This window comes from Corynebacterium sp. HMSC056F09, from assembly GCF_001815785.1.
Classification (GTDB): domain Bacteria; phylum Actinomycetota; class Actinomycetes; order Mycobacteriales; family Mycobacteriaceae; genus Corynebacterium; species Corynebacterium hiratae.
Genome location: NZ_KV821948.1, coordinates 77297 through 99510 on the forward strand (window position 1 = coordinate 77297; position 22214 = coordinate 99510).

23 protein-coding genes are annotated in these 22214 nt (G+C 63.9%); 5 read left to right on the forward strand and 18 right to left on the reverse strand.

Features of this window, described 5'->3' with window-relative positions:
* Positions 1–396 precede the first annotated feature (396 nt).
* Together guaA and HMPREF3056_RS09275 are read right to left on the reverse strand one after the other, a co-directional pair.
* Complete coding sequence (gene guaA / locus HMPREF3056_RS09270; protein ID WP_010189455.1) at positions 397–1965, reverse strand: glutamine-hydrolyzing GMP synthase; 1569 nt, start codon at positions 1963–1965, stop codon at positions 397–399.
* A 24-nt stretch (positions 1966–1989) separates the two neighbouring features.
* On the reverse strand, positions 1990–2916 hold the full coding sequence (locus HMPREF3056_RS09275; RefSeq protein ID WP_070545947.1) for a LysR family transcriptional regulator: 927 nt from the start codon (positions 2914–2916) through the stop codon (positions 1990–1992).
* A gap of 74 nt (positions 2917–2990) precedes the next feature.
* Here HMPREF3056_RS09275 and HMPREF3056_RS09280 point away from each other — a divergent pair, with 74 nt between their 5' ends.
* Positions 2991–3956: an EamA family transporter gene (locus tag HMPREF3056_RS09280; RefSeq protein ID WP_168162666.1), complete on the forward strand. Its 966-nt coding sequence runs from the start codon at positions 2991–2993 to the stop codon at positions 3954–3956.
* Positions 3957–4003: 47 nt separating this feature from the next.
* On the opposite strand, the gene HMPREF3056_RS09285 is transcribed toward HMPREF3056_RS09280, so the two are convergent.
* Both HMPREF3056_RS09285 and guaB read right to left on the reverse strand, forming a co-directional pair.
* Positions 4004–5200, reverse strand: coding sequence for a GuaB3 family IMP dehydrogenase-related protein (locus tag HMPREF3056_RS09285; protein WP_070511368.1), 1197 nt, complete (start codon positions 5198–5200; stop codon positions 4004–4006).
* Positions 5201–5209: 9 nt separating this feature from the next.
* Positions 5210–6724, reverse strand: coding sequence for an IMP dehydrogenase (gene guaB / locus HMPREF3056_RS09290; RefSeq protein ID WP_070754632.1), 1515 nt, complete (start codon positions 6722–6724; stop codon positions 5210–5212).
* Positions 6725–6873: 149 nt separating this feature from the next.
* Between guaB and HMPREF3056_RS09295 the strand changes: the two genes are divergently transcribed.
* Positions 6874–7248, forward strand: coding sequence for a DUF5319 domain-containing protein (locus tag HMPREF3056_RS09295; RefSeq protein WP_046648414.1), 375 nt, complete (start codon positions 6874–6876; stop codon positions 7246–7248).
* 89 nt (positions 7249–7337) lie between these two features.
* Here the strand turns inward: HMPREF3056_RS09295 and HMPREF3056_RS09300 are convergent, their stop codons facing one another.
* Positions 7338–8180: a hypothetical protein gene (locus HMPREF3056_RS09300; protein ID WP_070702180.1), complete on the reverse strand. Its 843-nt coding sequence runs from the start codon at positions 8178–8180 to the stop codon at positions 7338–7340.
* A gap of 92 nt (positions 8181–8272) precedes the next feature.
* The gene (locus HMPREF3056_RS09305; protein ID WP_070545939.1) at positions 8273–8890 is read right to left on the reverse strand and encodes a sigma-70 family RNA polymerase sigma factor; all 618 of its coding nucleotides are present in this window, start codon (positions 8888–8890) and stop codon (positions 8273–8275) included.
* Between the two features lie 350 nt (positions 8891–9240).
* On the opposite strand from HMPREF3056_RS09305, the gene HMPREF3056_RS09310 reads away from it, so the two are divergent.
* A complete protein-coding gene (locus HMPREF3056_RS09310; protein ID WP_070754633.1) occupies positions 9241–9540 on the forward strand; it encodes a WhiB family transcriptional regulator in 300 nt (99 codons plus the stop codon).
* A 289-nt stretch (positions 9541–9829) separates the two neighbouring features.
* Here HMPREF3056_RS09310 and groL read toward each other — a convergent pair whose 3' ends face one another.
* The 4 genes from groL to HMPREF3056_RS09330 form a co-directional block, all read right to left on the reverse strand.
* Positions 9830–11446 (reverse strand): chaperonin GroEL, encoded by a 1617-nt coding sequence (groL, locus tag HMPREF3056_RS09315; RefSeq protein ID WP_070754634.1) that lies wholly within the window; start codon positions 11444–11446, stop codon positions 9830–9832.
* Positions 11447–11464: 18 nt separating this feature from the next.
* Positions 11465–11764, reverse strand: a complete 300-nt coding sequence (gene groES / locus HMPREF3056_RS09320) for a co-chaperone GroES (RefSeq protein ID WP_168167377.1) — start codon at positions 11762–11764, stop codon at positions 11465–11467.
* 140 nt (positions 11765–11904) lie between these two features.
* Entirely contained in the window at positions 11905–13179 is a 1275-nt protein-coding gene (locus tag HMPREF3056_RS09325) for an FtsX-like permease family protein (RefSeq protein ID WP_070597134.1), read from the reverse strand.
* Entirely contained in the window at positions 13163–13768 is a 606-nt protein-coding gene (locus tag HMPREF3056_RS09330; RefSeq protein ID WP_070685166.1) for an ABC transporter ATP-binding protein, read from the reverse strand. Before HMPREF3056_RS09330 ends, HMPREF3056_RS09325 begins: the two co-directional genes overlap by 17 nt.
* A gap of 112 nt (positions 13769–13880) precedes the next feature.
* Between HMPREF3056_RS09330 and HMPREF3056_RS09335 the strand changes: the two genes are divergently transcribed.
* Together HMPREF3056_RS09335 and HMPREF3056_RS09340 are read left to right on the forward strand one after the other, a co-directional pair.
* Complete coding sequence (locus HMPREF3056_RS09335) at positions 13881–15011, forward strand: sensor histidine kinase (RefSeq protein ID WP_070563773.1); 1131 nt, start codon at positions 13881–13883, stop codon at positions 15009–15011.
* Entirely contained in the window at positions 15008–15643 is a 636-nt protein-coding gene (locus tag HMPREF3056_RS09340; protein WP_070754635.1) for a response regulator, read from the forward strand. The genes HMPREF3056_RS09335 and HMPREF3056_RS09340 overlap by 4 nt, the downstream gene beginning before the upstream one ends.
* A 34-nt stretch (positions 15644–15677) precedes the next feature.
* On the opposite strand, the gene HMPREF3056_RS09345 is transcribed toward HMPREF3056_RS09340, so the two are convergent.
* The 8 genes from HMPREF3056_RS09345 to alr form a co-directional block, all read right to left on the reverse strand.
* Positions 15678–16106, reverse strand: a complete 429-nt coding sequence (locus HMPREF3056_RS09345) for a hypothetical protein (RefSeq protein WP_010189475.1) — start codon at positions 16104–16106, stop codon at positions 15678–15680.
* A 78-nt stretch (positions 16107–16184) separates the two neighbouring features.
* Positions 16185–17237 (reverse strand): tRNA (adenosine(37)-N6)-threonylcarbamoyltransferase complex transferase subunit TsaD, encoded by a 1053-nt coding sequence (gene tsaD, locus HMPREF3056_RS09350; RefSeq protein WP_070754636.1) that lies wholly within the window; start codon positions 17235–17237, stop codon positions 16185–16187.
* Complete coding sequence (gene rimI, locus HMPREF3056_RS09355) at positions 17231–17725, reverse strand: ribosomal protein S18-alanine N-acetyltransferase (protein ID WP_049157032.1); 495 nt, start codon at positions 17723–17725, stop codon at positions 17231–17233. Before rimI ends, tsaD begins: the two co-directional genes overlap by 7 nt.
* Positions 17722–18414: a tRNA (adenosine(37)-N6)-threonylcarbamoyltransferase complex dimerization subunit type 1 TsaB gene (gene tsaB / locus HMPREF3056_RS09360; RefSeq protein ID WP_070754637.1), complete on the reverse strand. Its 693-nt coding sequence runs from the start codon at positions 18412–18414 to the stop codon at positions 17722–17724. Before tsaB ends, rimI begins: the two co-directional genes overlap by 4 nt.
* Positions 18414–18959, reverse strand: a complete 546-nt coding sequence (locus HMPREF3056_RS09365; RefSeq protein WP_046648423.1) for a hypothetical protein — start codon at positions 18957–18959, stop codon at positions 18414–18416. The genes tsaB and HMPREF3056_RS09365 overlap by 1 nt, the downstream gene beginning before the upstream one ends.
* Before the next feature lie 98 nt (positions 18960–19057).
* On the reverse strand, positions 19058–20650 hold the full coding sequence (locus HMPREF3056_RS09370; RefSeq protein WP_070754638.1) for an aspartate:alanine exchanger family transporter: 1593 nt from the start codon (positions 20648–20650) through the stop codon (positions 19058–19060).
* Position 20651: 1 nt separating this feature from the next.
* On the reverse strand, positions 20652–21116 hold the full coding sequence (tsaE, locus tag HMPREF3056_RS09375; RefSeq protein WP_070754639.1) for a tRNA (adenosine(37)-N6)-threonylcarbamoyltransferase complex ATPase subunit type 1 TsaE: 465 nt from the start codon (positions 21114–21116) through the stop codon (positions 20652–20654).
* Positions 21106–22206: an alanine racemase gene (gene alr / locus HMPREF3056_RS09380; protein WP_210401592.1), complete on the reverse strand. Its 1101-nt coding sequence runs from the start codon at positions 22204–22206 to the stop codon at positions 21106–21108. The genes tsaE and alr overlap by 11 nt, the downstream gene beginning before the upstream one ends.
* Positions 22207–22214: the final 8 nt, after the last annotated feature.

The following is a 22214-nucleotide window of genomic DNA, read 5'->3' on the forward strand; positions in this document are numbered from 1 at the left end:
CACACAGCCGCTTTAACCAGCCGCTCGCTGAGAAAATTTGCTCGGCGTGCGGCTACTCGCGCGCGCGATATAGAGGTATGCGTCCTTGTGCCGTGCGTACTAACGCCGTCGATACTGGCAACGGGCACGCTAACGCCATCCAGACTGGCGCCTGTCGCGACCACCCCCTGGAGGGTACGCAGGAGCCTGGCACCGCGCCATCTGCCCCCATTCCGCGGAGCTGAGTGCCGGGGATCGAAAACGGGGAACGCGGCCGCGCCCTGTTAATTCAAGGCGCGGCCGCGCTACACAGCGTCTGGGAGTTTGCTTCGCTGCCCGCTTTCTACCACCGAGCTATCTCACTGAGATACTCCACTGCACTACTACAGTGCGTGTCCTAGTGTCTTTCGGCTGCGCTTACTCCCACTCGATGGTTCCCGGCGGCTTCGAGGTTACGTCGAGCACCACGCGGTTGACTTCCTTGACCTCGTTGGTGATGCGGGTGGAGATCTTCTCCAGCACGTCGTACGGCAGGCGGGTCCAGTCTGCGGTCATGGCGTCCTCGGAGGAGACCGGGCGCAGGACGATCGGGTGGCCATAGGTGCGGCCGTCGCCCTGGACGCCGACGGAACGGACGTCGGCAAGCAGCACCACCGGGCACTGCCAAATCTCGCCGTCCAGACCAGCGTTGGTCAGCTCGGTACGCGCGATGAGGTCCGCCTGACGCAGCGTCTCGAGGCGCTCCTCGGTGACCTCACCGATGATGCGGATACCCAGGCCCGGGCCCGGGAAGGGCTGGCGCGCCACGATTTCCTCCGGCAGGCCCAGCTCGCGGCCAACCGCGCGCACCTCATCCTTGAAGAGCAGACGCAGTGGCTCGACGAGCTCGAACTCGACGTCGTCAGGCAGGCCGCCCACGTTGTGGTGGGACTTAATGTTCGCGGTACCGTCACCGCCACCGGACTCCACGACGTCCGGGTACAGCGTGCCCTGCACCAGGAACGCAGCATCCTGGCCGTCCAGAGCCTGGTCGACGGCGCGCTCGAAGGAACGGATGAACTCCGCACCGATGGCCTTGCGCTTGGCCTCCGGCTCGGTCACACCGGCCAGCTTGTTGAGGAAGGCCTCGCGCTCATCAGCGGTGATGAGCTTCGCGCCAGTCGACGCCACGAAGTCCTTCTCCACCTGCTCACGCTCACCCGCGCGCAGCAGACCGTGGTCGACGAAGACACAGGTCAAACGGTCACCGATTGCGCGCTGCACGAGGGCTGCGGCCACGGCGGAATCCACGCCACCGGACAGGCCGCAGATTGCGCGGCCTTCCTCGCCGATCTGCTCGCGCACATCGTTAATGAGCTGCTCCGCGATGTTCTCTGCGGTCCAATTCTGCTCCAGGCCTGCGACCTCAGTCAGGAAGCGCGTGAGCACCTCTTGGCCGTGCGGCGAGTGGAGAACTTCCGGGTGGTACTGCACGCCGGCCATCTTCTTGGACAGGCACTCGAAGGCGGCCACGGGAGCGCCCTCGGAAGAGGCGGTGACCTCAAAGCCCTCCGGGGCTTCAGAGACCGAATCGCCGTGCGACATCCACACCTTGTGGGTGTCCTCCAGGCCCTTGTGCAGCACGCCGCCGGACACGGTCATGTCCGTGCGGCCGTACTCGCGGGCACCAGTGGAGGCCACGGTGCCGCCCAGGGCTTGGGTCATGGACTGGAAGCCGTAGCAGATACCAAAGACCGGGATGCCGAGCTCGAGCAGCTCCGGCTTCAGCGCAGGGGCGCCGTCCGCGTATACGGAAGACGGGCCACCGGAAAGGATCAGCGCGGCCGGGTTCTTGGCCTTGATGTCCTCCACGGAGGCGGAATTGGGGACAACCTCGGAGTAGATGTTGGCCTCACGCACGCGCCGGGCGATGAGCTGCGCGTACTGGGCGCCAAAGTCCACCACGAGGACAGGACGCGGGGTTGTATTTGGGTTAGTCACGGTCATCAGTTTAACGCAAGAACCCGCACCCTAGACCGCAGGGAGTGGCCCATAATCTTTCGCGGTGGCAGCTGCCTTGCTCAACGCCGCCCGAAACGCCCGCAGCGCAGGGTGTCCCTCGCGCCCAGCGCGAACCGCGGTGTAGAGCGTGCGGGTGGGATTACCAGGCAAGGCAACCACACGCACGCCTTCGATCTCTTCGAGAAAAAGGTCCGAGATCACCGCCACCGCGTGGCCCGTACGCACCAGGTGCGCGTGCAGGAACGGGTCCGGGGTTTCATAGAGCACACTGGGGTTAAACCCATGCCTGCGGCACAGCCGGTGGACGAACCTCCCCAACAAAAACTCCTCCGGGTCCATGGCAAAAGGGATTTCGTCATCGAACGCTGCAAAATCCTCCAATCGCAACTCGCTCCAGGGGCCGGTGAGTGGGGTGATGAGGCGGAGGGGGTCGTCGAGAAGCAGCTCCCGATGGGTGTGCTCATCCGTGGCGGGCATGTCCGACTCGTACTCCTCACCCAGGATGAGGTCCACCTCCCGGCGCTCCAGCAGCTCCATCGCGCCATCGGCTTCGCGCTGGATGATCTGCACGCGCAGGTCCGGGTACTCCCTGGCCAGCTCCGTGAGCGCCCGCGGGACCAGCGAGGACATGATGGTTTGAAACGTCGTGACCTTAATCGTGCCACGCACCGCATTGGTTGATGCGATGACCTGCGACTCCGCCTCATCCGCCAACGCGAGCATCCGCTCAGCATAAGACGCAAGGATTTCCCCCTGCTCCGTCAAACGCACGCGCCGGCCGACCTTTTCATACAGCGCCACGCCTACATCCTTTTCACACTGCGCCAGTTGTTGGGAGATAGCCGAGTGCGTATAGCGCAGCGATTCCGCCACCGCGGTGACGGTGCCGAGGCGTTGCAGCTCGTAGAGAATGCGCAGACGATGCAGATCCAACATGACAGAATCCCTAACAGGTACGTGTTAAAAACTGTAGATAGACTAACAGTTCTTCCCACCCCACAATGGTCTGCATGACCAACCCGTTTGCCGTTCTATGCGTCATTGGCTCGTGCATTTCCCTCCAGCTCGGAGCCAGCCTCGCCATCCAAATTTTCCCCACCGGCGGGCCCTGGGGCACCGCCTCGCTGCGTTTGCTTTTCGCCGCCGTGATTCTGCTCGCCATTGCGCGACCGCGCGTGCGCACATGGAGCCGCGAGAAATGGATCTCTGCCACCATTTTCGGCCTCACTCTGGGCCTGATGAATGGCTTCTTCTATTCCGGCATCGAGCTGGTTGCGCTGGGGCCTGCCGTGACCATCGAGTTCCTCGGCCCGCTGCTGCTGGCGGCGTGTCTCTCCCGCTCGCTTCGCGACGCCACCTGCGTCGCCCTCGCCCTTCTCGGCATGGGTCTGATGGGCCTGGATTCCTTCAACGGAGACCCCCTCGACCTGCGAGGTGTGTTCTTCCTGCTGTGCGCCGGCGCGATGTGGGCTGCTTATATCTTGGCCAGCAAGAAGGCCGGCGCGCTCTTTAGCGGTGCAGACGGCTTGGCTATGGCTTTCCTCATCGGCGGCCTCGTGCTCCTGCCAGTGGGTGGGCGCGGGGCGGTGACGTTGGCCAGCGATCCCACCCTGCTGCTGCTCGCTCTGGGCACGGGCGTGCTGGCCTCGCTCATCCCCTACTCGTTGGAATTCCTCGCGCTGCGCAAACTTGCCCCCAATGTCTTTTCCATCTTGATCGCTTTGGAGCCCGTTTTCGCCGCGCTCTTTGGCTGGATCCTGCTCTCCCAGAACGTGTCTCAGCTCAAGCTGGCAGCTATCGGGCTGGTGGTGGTGGCCTCGGTGCTCCAAACCATGGCGCCGGCGCGCGGGCGCGTGGTTTTCCGCAAGGTGGCACTGCGCCCACGCCGCCTGAAGAAGCCCCGGCTGCCGTGGCGCCCGAAACCGCGCGCCAGCGACTCGGACGCTACGGCCACCGAGGCCAGCGCGGTGAAATAAGCTCCGCCCCGGGCTTTGTTGAGCGGAGCAGCGTTACAACGGGCGGGCTAGCGGACGGCCAGACCAACCTTCTGGAAGGACTTCAGATCCGTGTAGCCGCACTTTGCCATGGCGCGCTTCAGCCCGCCAACCAGGTTGAGCTCACCCAGCGGCTCGTTAGACGGGCCGTGGAGCACAACCTCCAACGACGGCGCACCCGCTGAGGCATCCTCGGCGGTGCCAGAAGCTGCGTTGCCAGAAGCAGCGGCGTCAAAAGCATCGGCGCCAGAAGTGCCGGTGCCCAAGAGAGCATCGGCCACGCCAATCGGCTCGATGAGGCCGCGCGGGAAACGCGGGTGGCCGGCCGTGGACGGCCAGTACCAGCCCTTGCCGCCGGCCTCCGCCGCGCGGGCCAGGACTGGCCCTAGAACGACACCATCGGCGCCACAGGCAATGGCCTTGGCGATGTCGGCGGAGGTGAAGATGTCGCCGTCGGCAAGCACGTGCACGTAGCGGCCCCCAGTCTCATCCAGGTAGTCGCGGCGTGCGGCCGCAACATCCGCGATGGTCGTCGCCATGGGGATATCGATGCCGACGGTCTCCGGGTTGGTGTTCACGCCGGAGCCAACGATGATGCCCGCAGCACCCGCGCGCATCAGGTGCAGCGCCGTGGTGTAATCCGCCACGCCACCGGCCACCACCGGGGTATCCAGCGAGCCGATGAACTCCTTCAAGTTGAGCGGCTCGCCACCAGTCTGCACGTGCTCGGCGGAAATCAAAGTGCCGTGGATGAACAGCAGCTCCGCACCCGCCTTAATAACCACGGGCGCCAGCTCGCGGGCGTGCTGCGGGGACACGCGCACAGCGACGGTCACGCCGGAATCTCGCACCTGTGCGATGCGCTCGGCCAGCAGCTCCTCGTTCAGGGGTGCTGCGTGCAGCTCCTGCAGCGTCGACAGGTCGCCGAAGTTCTCCGTCACGCGGGCAATCGCGCCCTCCAGATCCTCGTGGCGGCCCCACAGACCCTCTGCGTTGATGACGCCAAGGCCGCCCTGCTTGCCCATCTCGATGACAAATTCGGGTGTGGCCAGCGCATCAGTCGGCGCCGAAACGAACGGAACGTCGAAGGTGTAGGCATCGATGTGCCATGAGGTGTCCACGTCCTTGGAGGAACGGGTGCGGCGAGTCGGCACCAGGGAAATCTGGTTCAAGTCATAGGTGCGGCGGGCCTCGCGGCCCACGCCGATTTCTACGTAATCGCGCATTCTTAGTCCTTAGCGGTAGTTCGGAGCTTCGACGATCTGCTGGAGGTGGTGCGGGTGAGACTCCTTGAGCCCCGCAGCAGTGATCTGGACAAACTGCTTGGTCTTGAGCTCAGCCAGGTTAGCGGAGCCGGTGTAGCCCATGGAAGCGCGCAGGCCGCCCACGATCTGGTGAACGATGGCATCAATATCACCGCGGAAAGGCACGCGTCCCTCGACGCCTTCTGGCACCAGCTTGTCCTCACTCTTGACGTCGGCCTGGAAGTAGCGGTCCTTGGAGTAGGAGCGCTTCTCGCCCGTCAGGCCGCGGCCCTGCATGGCACCCATAGAACCCATTCCGCGGTAACGCTTGTACTGCTTGCCCTGGACCACAACGATGTCACCCGGTGCCTCCGTGGTACCGGCCAGCATGGAGCCCAGCATGACGGCATCGGCGCCGGCTGCCAAGGCCTTGGCGACGTCACCGGAGTACTGCATACCGCCATCGCCGATAACCGGCACGCCCGCCGGGCCTGCCACGGCGGCGGCCTCCATGATGGCGGTGATCTGCGGGGCACCTACGCCCGCCACGACGCGCGTGGTGCAAATGGATCCAGGTCCGATGCCGACCTTGATGGCGTCGGCGCCGGCCTCAATCATGTCGCGGGCTGCTTCACGGGTGGCCAGGTTGCCGCCGATGACGTCAATGCGGTCGCCGAAGTCCTTCTGCACGCGGGAGACCATCTCCAGCACGCGGTTGTTGTGGGCGTGGGCGGAGTCGACGACGAGGACGTCCACGCCGGCGTCGACAAGCTGGCCTGCGCGCTGGTAGGACTCCTCACCGGTGCCAATGCCGGCGGCCACGAGCAGGCGCCCGGAAGCATCCTTGGAGGCGTTGGGGAACTGTTCAGTCTTGACAAAGTCCTTGACGGTGATGAGGCCAACGAGCTTGTTCTCATCGTTGACGATGGGCAGCTTCTCCACCTTGTTGGCGGACAGCAGCGCCAGCGCCTCCTCCTTGCTGACGCCTTCCTTGGCCACAACCAGCGGCATCGGGGTCATAATCTCGGAGACCTCGCGGGAGAAATCCGGCTCGAAGCGCATGTCACGGTTGGTGCAGATGCCCACGAGGGTGCCCTGCTTATCGACGACCGGCAGACCCGAAATCCGGAACCGCGCGCACAGCGTGTCCACCTCGTCGATAGTCATGTCCGGGGTGGCGGTGACCGGGTCGGTCACCATGCCGGACTCGGAGCGCTTCACAATTTCCACCTGCTGCGCCTGATCCTCAGCAGAGAGGTTGCGGTGCAGGACGCCAATGCCACCTTGACGGGCCATGCCGATGGCCATGCGGGCCTCGGTCACGGTGTCCATCGCGGCGGAAGCCAGCGGCACGCCGAGGCGAATGTTGCGGGTGAACTGCGCCGAGGTATCCACCTCGGAGGGAACGACGTTGGATTCTGCCGGCAACAGCAGGACATCATCAAAAGTAAGGCCGTAGAGTGCAATCTTGTCGGGGTTGTCTCCGCCGGTGTGGACGTGGCTCATGAGGGTGGGGCTCTCCTAAACTGACCAGATAGTTTTATGCGGTAGCCCTCACTGTAGTGCGTGGACGCCCCGTAGTGGTAGCCGTGGGTGGACGAATCGGTGTCGAGAGAGAATTGCTATGCGCGCACGGAGTTAATAGGCTCGCAGACGTGAACTTTTTCGCCAACATGCCCCGCGATCCTTTCGCGGACGATCCTAACGACCCAGCTTCCTTCCTCGAGGAGGAGGACCACGTCGAGCCGCTGTCCGAGGAGGACCGCCTCGCCGTCATCCACGATCTGGCCATGGTCCAAGAGTTCGCGCGCGTTCTCAGCCCGCGCGGCATCGACGGCATCTTCTTTTTCTGCGAGGACTGCGAGGAAAACCACTTCTACGAGTGGGACATTATGGCCTCCAACATGCAGGCCACGCTGGCAGGCCAGCTCGCCCCCGTCCATGAGCCGGGCGCGGAGCCGGACCCCATGCGCTACGTCCCGTGGGATTATGCGGTGGGCTACCTCGACGGCATGGATTCGCGCTACTAACGCGCGCGGTTGGCGCGGATTAAGTACCGCGCCTTACACAACGAAAGAACCTCTCCTCCCCACTGTGGGAAGGAGAGGTTCTGTGCGTTTTATTGCTGGAACTGCGGCGGCGGGAGTTGGCCGTTATCCCCAGTACCATCCCCGTCGGAGTTATCGCCCTGCGGAGGCGTTGGCTGCTCGCCACCACCCGGCTGGCTCGGCTCCGGGTAAGTAGGCGCTGGAGGGTTCAGCGGGTTACCGGCCGACACCGTCTGCGTGACCACAACGGTGGACACCGCAGTCTGGGTCTGCGTGACGGTTGCCGGCTCCTGCGGCGGCTGCTCCTCTTCCACCGGAACGGGCTTTTCCACGGTCTGCGTCTGCGTCACCGTGGCGCGGGGCTGCTGCTTCGTCGTACGCGGCGCTTCTGCCTCGCGTTCCCGCTTGGCCTGGTCCACCATCTTCCGGGCTTCTTCGAGCAACTGGCGGGTGCCGTCCATGTCTCCCTGTGCGGAACGCTTTTCCATTTCGTCGAGCGTTCCAGCCAGCTCCACTACGGACACATCCTCATTGTTCGTGCCGAAGAGCGACTGATTCACGCCATAAAGCGGCGATCCCGGGCCGGCGTTGACGACCACCGCTCCGCTACCTGCGATCAGCAACGTAGCTGCGGCCGCGCCGATGAGGCCGTGGATGAATGGCTTGCCCCGACGACGGCGACGTGCCGCATCCAGGGAAATAACCTCCGGCTCTTCGTCCGCGCCTTCAATGAGCGGGGCCGGGGGCATCTGCTTTTCGACGTCCCCGCGCAACTCCAGCAGGAGCCCTGCCAGCTCATCACCGCCATCGGAGGGATCCGTTCCTTCGGAGAGAGTGGTGAGGAATGCATCATCATCAACCAAAGGCTGCAGCTGCTCAGCGACGCCCTGCTGAGGCTGGTCCTTCTTTGCCACGATGTCCTCCCTTCCTTGATAGAGAAATTCTTAACTTATCGGTGCCAAGTGCCGATGGCTCACTGCTAGCTTGTGCTAGCCCCACTGCTGGTTCATTGCGTCTCGTGCGAGTCGAGGGATTTGCGCAATTGCGCCAGTGCACGATGCTGTGCCACGCGGACTGCGCCAGGGGTGGACTCCACAATTTCTGCGGTCTCCTCTGCCGACAGCCCCACGAACACACGCAAAATGATAATGTCCCGGGCCTTGTCACTTAACGTATCGAGCATGGCCCGCACTCTGTTACTACCGTCCATGACCAGAGCGGATTCTTCGGGGGTAGCGTCCTCAGCGGCGTCTTCCGGGACGTCGTCCGTGGGATGTGTCTGATCGCGGCTGAGGGCGCGGTGGGCGTCGGTCACCTTGTGGGCAGCGATGCCGTACACGTAGGCCATAAACGGGCGGCCCTTGTCCTTGTACGTGCCAATCGACGTCGCCACCGCCAAGCAGATTTCCTGCGCCACATCCTCCGCCGTGGGCTGACGGTGGCCGCCGATGCGGGCGCGGCAATAGCGCAGGACCTGCGGGTGAATAATGCGCATGATGCGCTGTAGGGCGCGGCGGCTACCGTCGACAGCGAGCGGAACGAGGTCCGCTAATTCCTTATCGCTGTCGCGCTTCGACGCCGCTGAGGAGCCGCTCGCGTCTGTAGCTTGAGTAGCCACTGTCATCCTTGCTTGTTCTGCTTGGTGTATTAGTTCATATTCTGCACGAATATCATGTCACAACCTTTGGTTGAAACCCGAAACGACGGGCCTATTCCCCACCCTTCGACGGCTATGAGAAAAGTTCATACACCGTTCATCTTAGATGTAGGTGCAGGTCATCAAGGGTAAAAGTGAGAGTTTTCGGCCTGCTACACCTACATGTCAGCATTGCGTAACGCGCCGTTTACCCAAGGAGGACACACTTCTATCTCGTCTCACCTCGCCCCGGTGCTCAGGGCGCCACCCCGTGCAAAGGCTTGCCCACAGCACGATGCGCACCCGGGCGCTCTATCTTTGATTAAGGAGAATCGAACGTGTCTCAGTCCTTCCTGCTCCCCGGGCCGAATGCGGACTTTTGGGATTGGCAGCTCCACGGGGCATGCCGTGGAGAAAACTCTGACGTGTTCTACCACCCGGACGGCGAGCGCGGGCGCGCCCGCGCTCAGCGCGAAAGCCGCGCCAAGGCGATCTGCCACACCTGCCCAGTCATCGAAATGTGCCGCGAACATGCCCTGACCTCCGGCGAGCCCTACGGCGTGTGGGGTGGCATGAGTGAATCTGAGCGCGTCGTAGCTCTGCGCTCGCGCGACGCTCACGCCACCGTCAGCGCCTAAGCCCCTCGCTTCACGCTTCGTAGCCGTAACGGGGCCAGACGCGTGGTTTCTTTAGGTAGCATCATTTCCCGCTCGTACCGACAGTCTTCGCGTCGAGGCAACCCCCGGACTCCGTGCCCACATCCCAGGGGATCGCACGGCTAGCTCCGTAGAACAGTTACTCACCGGTGAGTCACCGGTGAATGCAGGACAAAGGCCCGCAGCCCCTTCCCCACGTACGGGGCTTGGGCGACGGGCCTTTTCTTGTAGCTCTTTGCTATTCCCGGAGAAACGTTGTTTCCCCGCGCTTTTAGTGGGCGTGCGCGTGGCCGGACTGTACCGGTTCCTCCTCGGCGGGCTTCTCCACCACGGAAGCCTCGGTGGTGAGCACCATGCGGGCCACGGAGGCGGCGTTAACAACTGCGGAGTGGGTGACCTTCACCGGGTCGATGATGCCCTGCTCCAGCAGGTTGCCGTATTCCAGGGTGGCGGCGTTGAAGCCCTCACCGTTGGGCAGCTCGGCAACGCGGGACACCACGACGGAGCCGTCGAGGCCGGCGTTCTCCGCAATCCAGTAGGCCGGGCGGGTCAGCGCGCGGGACACTGCCAGCACGCCCACCTTGGCCTCACCTTCGAAGCCCTCGGCGAAGGCCTCAAGCTCCTGGGAGATCTGAACGAGCGCGGAGCCGCCGCCAGCGATAACGCCCTCTTCAACGGCCGCGCGGGCGGCGTTGATGGCGTCCTCGACGCGCAGCTTGCGCTCATTGACCTCGGTCTCGGTAGCGGCACCAACGCGGATGACGGCAACGCCACCGGAGAGCTTGGCCAAACGCTCCTCGAGCTTCTCCTTATCCCAGGTGGAGTCGGTGCGCTCGATCTCGCGACGCAGCTGCTCGCGGCGCTCCTCGACGGCCTCAGCAGTACCTGCACCATCCACGATCACGGTGTCCTCCTTGGACACGGTGACGCGACGTGCGGAGCCGAGAACCTCCGGGCCGACCTCCTTGAGGTTGATGCCAACCTCCGGGTCGACGACGGTAGCACCGGTGACAACAGCCAGGTCATCCATGAAGCCCTTGCGACGCTCGCCGAAGTACGGGGACTTCACGGCGGCGACCTTGAGGACCTTGCGGATGGAGTTCACCACGAGCGCCTGCAGCGGCTCGCCCTCGATGTCCTCAGCAATGATGAGCGTCGGGCGCGAGGACTCCGCGATCTTCTCCAACAGCGGCAGGAAGTCCGGCAGGGAGGAGATCTTGTTGCGGACGAGGAGAATGGCGGCGTCGTCAAGCACGGCGTTGTAGGTCTCCTCTTCCGTCGCGAAGTACGGGGAGAGGTAGCCCTTGTCGAAGGAAATGCCCTCGGTGACGTCCACGGTGGACTCAATGGTCTGGGACTCCTCGACGGTGACGACGCCGTCCTTGCCCACCTTGTCCATGGCGCCAGCAACCATCTCGCCGACCTCCGCATCGCGGGAGGACACGGTAGCAACCTGGGAGATCTCCGCAGAGGAGTTCACCGGGGTGGCGCGCTTCTTGAGCTCCTCGACGACCTTCTCGGCCGCCGCCTCGATGCCCTTGTTGAGCTCCACCGGGTTAGCGCCGGCAGCAACGTTGCGCAGCCCCTCGAAGACGAGTGCCTGGGCCAGCAAGGTGGCGGTGGTGGTGCCGTCACCAGCGATGTCGTTGGTCTTCACGGCCACGGACTTCACCAGCTGGGCGCCAAGGTTCTCAAAAGGATCGTCGAGGTCAATATCGCGGGCGATGGTGACGCCGTCGTTGGTGACGGTCGGGCCGCCGAAGGCCTTGGACAGTACGACGTTGCGGCCGCGGGGGCCGAGGGTGACCTTGACGGCGTCGGCAAGCGTGTCTACGCCGCGCTGGATGCCCTCGCGGGCCTCCTGGTCAAATGCAATCAGTTTTGACATAGGGTTAATCGCCTACTTTTACTTCTCGATGACAGCGAGCAGGTCGCGAGCGGACAGCAGGAGGTACTCCTGGCCGTCGTACTTCAGCTCGGTGCCGCCGTACTTGGAGAAGATGACGGTGTCGCCCTCGTTGACGCCAACCGGGACGACCTCGCCCTTGTCATAGGTGCGGCCCGGGCCGACAGCGACGACGGTGGCCTCCTGCGGCTTCTCCTTCGCGGAGTCCGGGATAACCAGGCCGGATGCAGTGGTGGTCTCAGCTTCAACGATCTGGACGAGGACCTTGTCCTCCAGCGGCTTGATGTTTGCCATGATGATTTCCTCCAAAGTGTTCCTAGTGCGCGTCCACGTGGACACGCGCGTGCCGGTTGTGGGTGTCCAGCACAGCCGTCGTCGCGGGTGAACAACTGTGGGTCAAAACAACCTGCCTAGCACTCTACCCGCGCGACTGCTAGCCCTCAACGTTGTGGGCCGCTAACCCGTTCGCCCTCCGCGAACGACGCGGCTCGGGTGTGTACAAAGCCGGCCAACGCCAGCTTGACGACGCCCAGGGCAATAAACATTGCGCCGAATATTACGGCGAAGGACGGCCACCACAACTCCTCTACCAGCGTTCGACCGAAGGAAGCCTGTGGGGTGAGCAGGTGCTGGAGGGGCAGGAGCGTCGCCAAGCACAGCGCCCAGACCACGCCGGCCGCAGTCAGGGTGAGGCACGCCGCCTCCCCCACTTGCACGCGCGCCCAGGCTGAGGGAGCGGCGCCCGCCAAGGTGAGGCCACGAATATCGGCCGCGATGCGCCCGTGCATAAGCAGCGAGGTAAGCACGGCGCCCACGATGCTGGGTGCAAAGACAGGACCTAAAAGGGCAACAAAGACTTGCCAGGAGGACAGGGAGCCGCCGGTGCCGACGTCGTTCCCGAAGCGCAGGCCCGAACCGACGGCGACGATAAGACCTGCGACGAGCACCCACGGCACGATGTGCGGGGTGGAAAAGCTCCGGCGCACGCGTACGTTGTTCCCGGCGATGCCGACAGCGCGGGTCCATTGATCGATGCCGGGCATGAGCCAGGGCAAGAAGAGTGCAACGAGGATGACTAAGCCCATCTCGGCCGAGAGGAGGTCGCCGGGATCATCGATGTGTAGGCATCCATAGACCGTACTGCCGACAGCAACGGACGCGAGCAGGAATTTCACCATGAGCCATGCTGGGTGCGTGGCGGCCCGCGGCCGGAACACACGGCGCAGTGGAGGAAGCGCGCCAACCAGGGCCGCGGACATACAAACAACTACTGCAATGACTACGACCTGGCCAGTAATAGCAATGTCTGGCAAGGGGATGCCGTCGCTGCGCAGGGCGCGCACGCACGGGGCAAGCAGAGGGAGGGCCGGCAGCACGCCGAGCAGCCCGGCGCCCGCGCTGACCACCGCGACTTGGCCCAGAATGAAAAACAGGATCACCCACCCAGGCATGCCCACCATGCGCCAGGAACGGTAGACCGGTTCGCGCTCGGCGATAATAAGGCGCATCTGTGACAGCGTCACTAGCACCACCACGCACAGTGACATACCCAGCACCGTGCCGCCCAGTTGGCCGGCGGGGTTTTCTTCGGCTCCGGGGGAAGCGACCAGCATGGCTAGCGCTAGGGTGCACGAGGTGGAAGACACCACCAGGGTCAGCGCTACGGCCAGCCACGATAGCCAATTGGACTGTAAGTCCTTAAGCCACACCAGCATGGGCCACCTCCTCCAAGGAAATGACCCGGTCGGCCGCCTCGGCGGCAAGGTGCGAGTGAGTCACCATGATCACGCTGGCTCCATCGCGGGCAACGGCGCGAAGGTGGGAAAGGACGGTGGAAGCGGTGGCGTCGTCAAGCGCGCCCGTGGGCTCGTCAGCGAAGATATAGGGCGCTTGGGCCAGCAATGCCCGGGCGACAGCCACGCGTTGCTGCTGCCCACCAGACAGCTGCGCGGGCAGGCGGCTCTCCAATCCAGCGAGACCGAGCGAGTCGAAGACCTCTGCCACCCGGCCGCGTGCAGGGCGCCGTCCGGAAAAACGCGCCGTCAAGGTAGCATTGCGTCGCGCGTTGAGGGATTCCAGCAGGTTGTAGTCTTGGAATACAAATGCACGCTGCTTGCGCCCCGGCGCGTTGACTCGGCCGGAAGTGGGCTTATCGAGCCCGGATAGCAGGTTCAGGAGCGTGGTTTTGCCGCTTCCAGATGGCCCCATGATGGCAACGAATTCGCCTGGGGCGATAGACACATTGACGCGATTAAGCACGGTGCGGCGGCCGTAGCGCTTACTAAGATTTTCTGCTTTTAACATGCCTTTGATTCCACTCGGCCACGCACGACAATGACATGGGGCGGGCTGCCCGGAAAATGGTGGAGCTAGCTCCACTGCCCTTCCACCGGCATGGCGGATAGGGTCGAAAACTATGCGAACCTTCAAAGCTTGTGCGTGGAGCCTCCTCCTCGGCATGCTGTGTATCCCAACCTTGGTGATTTCGGTGCTGATGCTGCCGTGGATCCCGTTGGTGGGTCGCGCCGCGGAACTTGTCGGCCGGTTGGGCGCGCAGTGGATGGGCGTGGAAATTCCACCCCGGCGCGCAGATCGATGGTTTGATTGGCAGCAGTTCTATCACCTTGTGTTGCAGTTATTGATTTCGGCTGCATGCTTTACCGCGTGGACGGCCCTGGGTTTCACAGCGGGTGTGCTAGCGATAACGCCATTCGTGCCTAAGGCCGAGTTCTCCGTTGGCGAGTGGTCCACCTCCAACCGACCGCTCATTTTCTTAACCTGCTGGCTGGCTGCCCTGTTGCTTGTGGTGTTACTGGTAGGTCTCAACCGCCTCTTGGTCTTAGTGTCGGTCTCGCTGACCCGACTGGCATTGAGTCCTTCGGCCGAGGAAATGGCGGCCTCGCGTGCCACGCTTATCGATGCCTTCTCCGGCGAGCGCCGCCGCATCGAACGCGAACTGCACGATGGCCCGCAGCAGTACCTCACCGCGCTCAAGCTCAACTTGGCCGCGGCAAAACTACAAGCCCCGCCCCAGGCACAACAGGCCTTGACTGACGCAGAACATAATGCCTCTTTGGCTCTGGCTTCATTGCGGGCGACAGTGCGTGGCATTGCGCCGCAGGTGCTTTTCGATGACGGGCTTATCCCCGCCCTCGACGAGTTACTCGCCCATTCCGGGCTTGAGACCACACTTCGCGTAGAGGGCGCCGAGAGCTCGATTGACGAGACCACAGCACTGCTGGCCTATCATGCAGTCGCCGAGGCGCTCACAAATGCCTCTAAGCACGGCGCAGCCACCGAAGCCGTGGTAACGGTCGCTTTTAGGGATATGCTGCGCCTAAAAATCGTAGATAATGGCACGGGCCCCACGGACGAAGAGCCGGACGGTGAGAGTGCAGCTGTGGGTTCGGGCACGGGCCTCGCCGGGCTGCGCGAGCGTGCTGCTGCACTCGGCGGCACAGTAACCTTTGGTGCTGATAGCACCAATGCTACAGGTAAAGGCGGCGGCCAGCTGCTGGTCAAACTACCGCTGAAGGAGGCGGAATGAAGCTACTACTCGCAGAAGATTCCGCGCTCCTGCGCGCGGGTCTGAAGCAACTACTCGGTGCTCTCGGCCATAGCGTCACGGCGGTCACAGATGCCGAAGCACTGCGCGCCATCGCAGGGCAGGAAGACTTCGACCTCATTATCAGCGATGTGCGCATGCCGCCCACGATGACCGATGACGGGCTTCAAGCCGTGCACGATCTACGGGCAGCCGACCCCACCCAACCCGTGGTGGTGCTGAGCCAATACGTAGCGGCGAGCTATCTCGACCGCCTCCTGGAGCACGGCGGATTCGGGTACCTACTCAAGGAGCGCGTTTCTGATGTTGAAGAATTCGTGCGCACGCTTAACGATGTCGCCCGCGGCGGCACCGTGGTGGACCCAGAGGTGGTCACGGCGCTGCTTTCTGCAAGGCACACTGGTCTAGCCCGACTCACCGCTCGCGAGCGGGAGGTACTGGGGCTTATGGCCCAAGGATTGAGCAATAAAGACATTGAAGACACACTCGTCCTTACCTCCGGAGCAGTAAGCAAGCACGTCTCCAATGTATTTATAAAGCTCGGGTTTCGACCCGAGGACTCCAACCGGCGGGTGAAGGCCGTATTGGCATGGCTGCGCCACACCGAGCGCTAGAAAAGCGCTGAGGCCCTACAAACAAGGGCTGGAATTAGACCTGCCGGTGGGAGTTCAGCACAGCCGCGCGCCACAGCTGGTACTCCTCCGGGTTGTCCTCGCGGTAGTTCTTTACCGCACGGATGCCGTGCTCCACGGCCTCGGCGACCTCGTCGATGTTCTTGTCGTCGCCGTCGGCAGCAACGAAGATAACCGGACCACAGATGGAACGGATTGGGTCCTGCAAGAAGGCGGAATTGCCGGTCGCAGCTGCATTGCGCGCCAGGGAAGCCACCGGGTTCGGGTCGGCGCCTTCAGCCTTGGCGTTCGGGTTAAACAGCGCCGCGTAGGTCTGGCCATCATCCTGGAAGGCCACAGAGACGCGATCCTCGGTGGTGCCGCCGAGGAATTGATTTGCGTGCTCGAGCTCAAACTCGATGGTGCGGCGGGACAGATCGGGGTTAACGAGGAATCCAGTGGTCATAGCGGTGTGAGCTCCTTATGTGCGAGCGAGGCAATTATCGGTCATCACACTACCTGCACCCTGGGGGTTGCGCATCCGCTAGCGCGCAGCAGCCACGAGCGGCACTTCCACCTCAAGCTGCGTATCGGTCCCGCATGCCAGGCCGGAGGGTTCTGCGCCTTCGTGGATGAGCTGGGCGGCCACCGCCGCGATCATCACGCCATTATCGGTGCACAGCTTGAAGCGCGGCACACGCAGCTCGATGTCCGCGGATTCGCAGCGCTTCGCCGCCAGTGCGCGCAGCCGCGAATTCGCCGCCACGCCACCGCCGAGCAGCAGTACCTTGGCGCCAGTGTCCTGGCAGGCGCGCACGGCCTTGGCGGTCAGCACATCTGCCACCGCCTCCTGGAAGGAGGCACACAGGTCCTCAACCTGGACCGTCGCGCCCTCGCGCTCGGCTTTTTCCACGTGGCGCGCTACTGCCGTTTTGAGGCCGGAAAAGGAGAAGTTGTGGCGGTTGGGCCCGCGCAGGTCCTCGGCCTTGGACAAACCACGCGGCAAATCGATGGTGGGCTCGCCTTGGGCGGCCAGCTTATCGATGACCGGCCCTCCCGGATACCCCAACCCCAGGAGGCGGGAGACTTTGTCGTAGGCTTCGCCGGCGGCGTCGTCAAGCGTGGTGCCCAGTTCCTTCATGGGCTTGCCCACGGCCTCGACCTCGAGCAGCTGGGTGTGGCCGCCGGAAACGAGCAGGGCCACCGAGTGCGGCAGCTCCTCGCCCTCCAGGTTGGCCACCGCGACGTGCCCGCCGAGGTGGTTGACGCCGTAGAAGGGCACGCCCCACGCGGAGGCGAAGGCCTTGGCTGCCGACGCCCCGACGAGGAGCGCGCCGGCCAGTCCCGGCCCCACGGTGGCGGCCACCGCATCTGGCTTCTCGACGCCCGCTTCCTCCAGCGCTGCCTTCATCACCTGCGGCATGGCTTCGAGGTGGGCGCGGGAGGCAATCTCCGGCACCACGCCGCCGAAGCGTGCGTGCTGCTCCATGGAGGAGGCGACGACGTCGGCGCGGATCTCCATGTGTCCGTTCTCAGACAGCTCGATGATGCCCACGCCGGTTTCGTCGCAGGAGGACTCGATGCCGAGGATTAACATCTCTCACTCTTTCGTGGTCGATACATGGTGTGGGCATCCGCGCCGGAGGGCTGGTAGTAGTTGCGGCGCAGGCCGTTGATGACAAAATCATAGGCCTCGTAGAGGCGGATGGCCGGATCGTTGCCCACGCGCACTTCGAGGAAGATGGGCGCGTCGTGGGAATCTGCAAGCTCGACGATGGCGTCCATCATCAGCCGCGCGATGCCGCGCCGCTGGGCGGCGGGGTCGACGCCGATGGTGTGGATTTCGTACTCCGGCCAGGCGGCAGGCCCCATCCGTCCCACGCCGGCGTAACCGAGAACTTCCGCGCGGTTGTCGTTGTGGTCTTCGCGGTTGACGCTTGCGTCAACCGCCCAGTAGGTGGTGTGGCCCGCCGCGATTTCCTGCTCGAAGGCATGCGCCGGCCATGGGTGTTCGCCGGGGAAGAGGACTTTCTCGAGCTCAGCACAGCGCGGCGCGTCCGCGGGGGTCAGTGGGCGCAGCCTCATGATTCGGGAGTGTCCTCGATGCCGCCGACGAGCGCGGCCGAGCGCGGCTTGGTCTGTGGCTCCACGGCATCGGGACGGCGCAGGTAGAGCGGGACGAGTGGCGCGGGTTCAGCGGACAGATCAGCGCAGGCCACCAAACCCGCGGCGCGCGGTGTGGCCCACTCGCGGGGAAGGTCAGCGATACCTTCCGGCAAACGCGGGGCGATGGACTCTGGGAACACTAGGCGCGCGGTCTCCGGACTCGAAAGTCCGGCGGCGCTCAGATCGAGGGTTTCCGGCTTCGATACGTTCGGGCCGCTACGGCGCTCCCCTTCGTCATAGGTGGCCCAGTAGACCTCTTTGCGGCGGGCGTCGATGGCTACCAGCCACTCCCCCGCGCGCCCATGCGCGATGGCATCCAAGGTGCACACGCCGTGTACCGGCACGTGGAGGGCCACGCCCAACGCGGAGGCGGTGGCCATGCCCACGCGCAGGCCGGTAAATGGTCCGGGCCCCGTGCCCACGACGATGGCGGAGAGATCTGGGTAGGTCAGGGAGGCGTCGGCAAGCAGCTCCTCGATGGTAGGGATGAGCTGCTCATTGTGGGCGCGCGTACCGCTGATGACGCGGTCGATGCTGTCGCCAGTGTCGGTGTCAACGATGCCCGTGACCAGATCCGTGGTGGCGGTATCGAGTGCGAGGACCTTCATTAGCCCACGAACTGCCAGGCAGGAGCGTCCTCATTGTCAGCGCCCTGCTGCAACATCTGGTCATCACCGCGCAGGAACTGCAGCGGCTCGCCCGGCTGGATGCCGCGCAGCGGCGGAGCGTCCTGGCCCTGGGCCTTGGCCATCTCCACCTGCTCGAGGACGCCGGAGCAGAGGTCCACCTGGGAGCGGTTCAGCTTCTCCACCTGGTACTCCTGATTGACGCTGACGGTGACAAAGTAGTTCTCATCCTCCGCCACCTTGCCGTCGACAAAGTCGATACCGGCGACATCCACGCCGCCTTCCCCAAGCTGCTGCTCCGTAGCACCCGGGCAGACGACGAGACCGGCAATCCAATCCTGGCCGTAGACGTCGGGGACCAAGAGCGCGGAGAAGCTCAGGTTCTTCGGGTACGTGTCCAAGGTTTCACCCAACGTCGAGGAAGGCTCCTCCGGCGAACGGGTCATGGACAGCGCGATGAGCAAGCCAAGGACGATGGCAAAGCCGCCGATGACGACGGTCGTGATGAATTGGCCGATTTTATTCATGGGGATGTGCTCCTAATATTAGGGAGTTCAGTACGGGGATATCCTACGTGACCGCCCTGCAGCGACCCTGACCGGCCCTTCCGGTGCCGAGAAAAGGATCAGACGATCAACAGGGCAAGGACCTGACACATGAGGATCTTGCCGATCATCGCCGTGGGGTACACGGTGGCATAGCCGCGCTCTGCCAGCTGGGTGCCGGTCTGGGGGTTGAGGTAGGCCATGATCGCCGGGTTCGTGGTCATGCCTGCGGCGATGCCCATCGACTCATCAAACTTCAGGCGCAGCACCAGCATGGATACCGCGACGATGCCGATGGCGGAGACCAGCGACAGCACAATACCCACGCCCATATACTTCAGGGAGGTCGGATCCGACAAGGCGTCGCGGAACTGGCCGCCAGCCGACGTTCCCACGCCCGCCAAGAACAAGGTCAAGCCCAGCGTGGAAATAGTCTGCTTGGCGTGGAAAGGAAGCTGCCAGTTAATCGGGCCCGAGCGGCCCAGCGCGCCCAGGATGAGGCCGACGACGATGGGGCCGCCACCGAAGCCGAAGGACAGCGTCGTGCCGCCTGGCAGCGGAATCGGGATAGCACCGAAGAGCAGACCAATGAAGAGGCCGAGGGCAAAGGGGAAGAGATCGACGTTGCCGAGTTTGGCTTCGGAGTCGCCGAGGAAACGGCGGACGTCGTCAAGCCTGCCCGGCGCGGTGATGACGCGCACACGGTCCGAGTAGTGCAGGACGGTTTCCTCGTTCGGCACGACGTCGGAGTCACCGCGGCGCACGCGCGCGATGAGGAAGCCTTCCTTGACAGTGTCCAAGTCCTTGAGCTGATAGCCCGCAACACGTGGGCTGGACACGGTCAGGCGGCGGTAGACCAGGCCATCTTCCTCGTGGAGGTTGAGGTGGATCTCCTCACCCAGCTGGGAAATCGCACTATCGAGCGCTGGTGCCGTGCCGTTGAGCAAGAGCTCCATGCCGGCGCGCAGCGGCAGCTCCGGGTAGGCCAGGTTGTGGTTGTGGGGATTGTTGACGTGGCGGGTAGCGATGACGCGCTCGCCAGTCACCTCCTGCAGCTTCCCTACCGTTGCGTCAAAGTCGCGGGTCAGGCGCACCGCCCGCCACTCCAGCGGCTCCGCAATCATGCCCTCGGCCCGGGCGTCCTCAACGTGATTCACGCGCAGCGCCTTCGCGCCGATGGCGGCCACCAAAATGGTTCCGATAATGCAGCCAGGGTAGGCCAAGGAATAGCCCACCACCGGGGTGCTATCGCCGCCCAGGGCCTCGACGACCGCGGCCATACCAGGCGTCGAGCTCAGCGAACCTGCCAGCGTGCCCACGCTGATCGCGGGGTCCAGATCAAAGAGGCGCATCGCCAAGGTTGTCAGCCCCGCAAGGATGAAAAAGAAGACGATGACCACCATGGACATCTTCCAACCGCGCCGGCGGAAATCTTCGAAGAAGCTGCGGCCGAAGTTCAGGCCGATAACGTAAACGAAGATGGCCAGACCAAACTGATAAACAAAGGCGGGGACCACGATGTCTGGGTTCGCCGCGGACAAGCCCAAGGCCACGAACATCGCCGCTGCGGCGCCGAGCGAAATGCCGAAGACATTGATCTTGCCCACGGCCAGTCCCACCGCCATGATCAGAAAGAGCGTCAGCAGGGGCTGTTCGGCAAGAAAAGCCAGCACGTTAGTTCACCCATTTCCATGTAAAGACGCGGACGTCATCGTCCGAGTCGCGGTTGATTGTGATGGCGAGGTACGCATCGGACAGGCGCTCCATGAAGCCCCCACCCCACTCGGCAACGACCACGGCGTCCTCGATTTCGGTGTCCAAGTCTAGACTGTCCAGCTCCCCCAACGGATCATCCGAATGATCGAGCAAGCGGTAGGCATCCACGTGCACCAACGTCGGCCCGCCCACGCGGGAAGGGTGCTCGCGCGCGATGACGAAGGTCGGCGACGTCACCCGTCCCTTCACCTGCATCCCGCGGGCAATGCCCTGCGTAAAGGTGGTTTTCCCGGCACCTAAGGGGCCGTCGAGGATCACCAAGTCCCCTGCTTCCAGCGCCGCGCCCAGCTCTTCGCCGAAGGCCTGGGCATCCTCCGGGGTGGCAGCCACACGGCGCCCTTCGTGCGGAAAATCACTGCGCATCGTTAGCTCCTTCACAATAGGTGCGCGTGGTGCGCCCGGTCGGGCGGCACACCACTTCATAGTTGATGGTGCCAGCGGCCGCGGCCAATTCTGTAGCGCTCATACCGCCGCGCCCAAAGATAACGGCGGTGTCTCCGGCGCGCACGCCGTGAGGGTTGGCGCCGAGGTCGACGACGATCTGGTCCATGCAGACCCGCCCCACCTGCTGGTACAACTCGCCACCAATGCCTACCTGCAGCGCCCCCTGAAAGGCGCGCGGCAGCCCGTCGGCATAACCCACGCTGACGGTGGCGAGCTCGCGGTCACTATCCGCGGTCCAGGTCAGGCCATAGCATGTGGACTCCCCCGCCAAAATCGGCTTCACAGCAACAACGGAAGCCTCCCACGTCATGGCTGGTTCCAGCCCATGGTCGAGCCCGGCCACCGGTTCAAGCCCGTACAGGGCCACACCGGCGCGCACTTGTTCAAAACGTGCTGAGGGGCGAGTCAATGCCGCCGGCGAATTGGCCAGGTGGTTCAGCGGGCACTCCAGCCCCACCTCGCGTGCAAGCGCTAGGGCCTGGCGGAATTCCGCCTCCTGATGATCATTGTGCGGGTGCTCCGGCTCGTCCGCACAGGCAAAGTGGGACATGAGGCCTAGGACGGTGATGTGGGGGGCGTCGGCAAGCAGGCGGAAGGTCTCCTGCCACGCATGCTTGTCGACGCCCGACCGGTGCATCCCCGTTTCCACCATCACGAAGGCTTCGGTGGGCGCTTCGGCAGCCTCGATGAGGGCTCGTGCGTGCATCAAAGATGGGATGCCGATCTGAATACCAGCGGCAAGGGCTGGGGCGAGGTCCTCCGTTGGCTCCCACAGCCACGCGGCGATGGGAAGGTCCTCGATGACGCCTCGCAACTCCACGGCCTCGACGAGCGTGGCCACCCCGAAGGCGTCTGCCCCCGCCTTCGCCATGACCGGTGCGCAGCGCTGCGCACCGTGCCCGTACGCGTCCGCCTTGACCACGCACATGAGGCGGGCCGGGGCCACCGCCTCCTTCACGCGAGCAACATTGTGGGCAATAGCGTTGAGGTCAACGGTGGTTTTTAACATACCCACCA

Coding starts and splice junctions, on each gene's coding strand:
- guaA (WP_010189455.1), bottom strand. CDS start 1,965: ATGACCGTGACTAACCCAAATACAACCCCGCGTCCTGTCCTCGTGGTG.
- HMPREF3056_RS09275 (WP_070545947.1), bottom strand. CDS start 2,916: ATGTTGGATCTGCATCGTCTGCGCATTCTCTACGAGCTGCAACGCCTC.
- HMPREF3056_RS09280 (WP_168162666.1), top strand. CDS start 2,991: ATGACCAACCCGTTTGCCGTTCTATGCGTCATTGGCTCGTGCATTTCC.
- HMPREF3056_RS09285 (WP_070511368.1), bottom strand. CDS start 5,200: ATGCGCGATTACGTAGAAATCGGCGTGGGCCGCGAGGCCCGCCGCACC.
- guaB (WP_070754632.1), bottom strand. CDS start 6,724: ATGAGCCACGTCCACACCGGCGGAGACAACCCCGACAAGATTGCACTC.
- HMPREF3056_RS09305 (WP_070545939.1), bottom strand. CDS start 8,890: ATGACAGTGGCTACTCAAGCTACAGACGCGAGCGGCTCCTCAGCGGCG.
- groL (WP_070754634.1), bottom strand. CDS start 11,446: ATGTCAAAACTGATTGCATTTGACCAGGAGGCCCGCGAGGGCATCCAG.
- HMPREF3056_RS09325 (WP_070597134.1), bottom strand. CDS start 13,179: ATGCTGGTGTGGCTTAAGGACTTACAGTCCAATTGGCTATCGTGGCTG.
- HMPREF3056_RS09330 (WP_070685166.1), bottom strand. CDS start 13,768: ATGTTAAAAGCAGAAAATCTTAGTAAGCGCTACGGCCGCCGCACCGTG.
- HMPREF3056_RS09335 (WP_070563773.1), top strand. CDS start 13,881: ATGCGAACCTTCAAAGCTTGTGCGTGGAGCCTCCTCCTCGGCATGCTG.
- HMPREF3056_RS09340 (WP_070754635.1), top strand. CDS start 15,008: ATGAAGCTACTACTCGCAGAAGATTCCGCGCTCCTGCGCGCGGGTCTG.
- HMPREF3056_RS09345 (WP_010189475.1), bottom strand. CDS start 16,106: ATGACCACTGGATTCCTCGTTAACCCCGATCTGTCCCGCCGCACCATC.
- tsaD (WP_070754636.1), bottom strand. CDS start 17,237: ATGTTAATCCTCGGCATCGAGTCCTCCTGCGACGAAACCGGCGTGGGC.
- rimI (WP_049157032.1), bottom strand. CDS start 17,725: ATGAGGCTGCGCCCACTGACCCCCGCGGACGCGCCGCGCTGTGCTGAG.
- tsaB (WP_070754637.1), bottom strand. CDS start 18,414: ATGAAGGTCCTCGCACTCGATACCGCCACCACGGATCTGGTCACGGGC.
- HMPREF3056_RS09365 (WP_046648423.1), bottom strand. CDS start 18,959: ATGAATAAAATCGGCCAATTCATCACGACCGTCGTCATCGGCGGCTTT.
- tsaE (WP_070754639.1), bottom strand. CDS start 21,116: ATGCGCAGTGATTTTCCGCACGAAGGGCGCCGTGTGGCTGCCACCCCG.
- alr (WP_210401592.1), bottom strand. CDS start 22,206: ATGTTAAAAACCACCGTTGACCTCAACGCTATTGCCCACAATGTTGCT.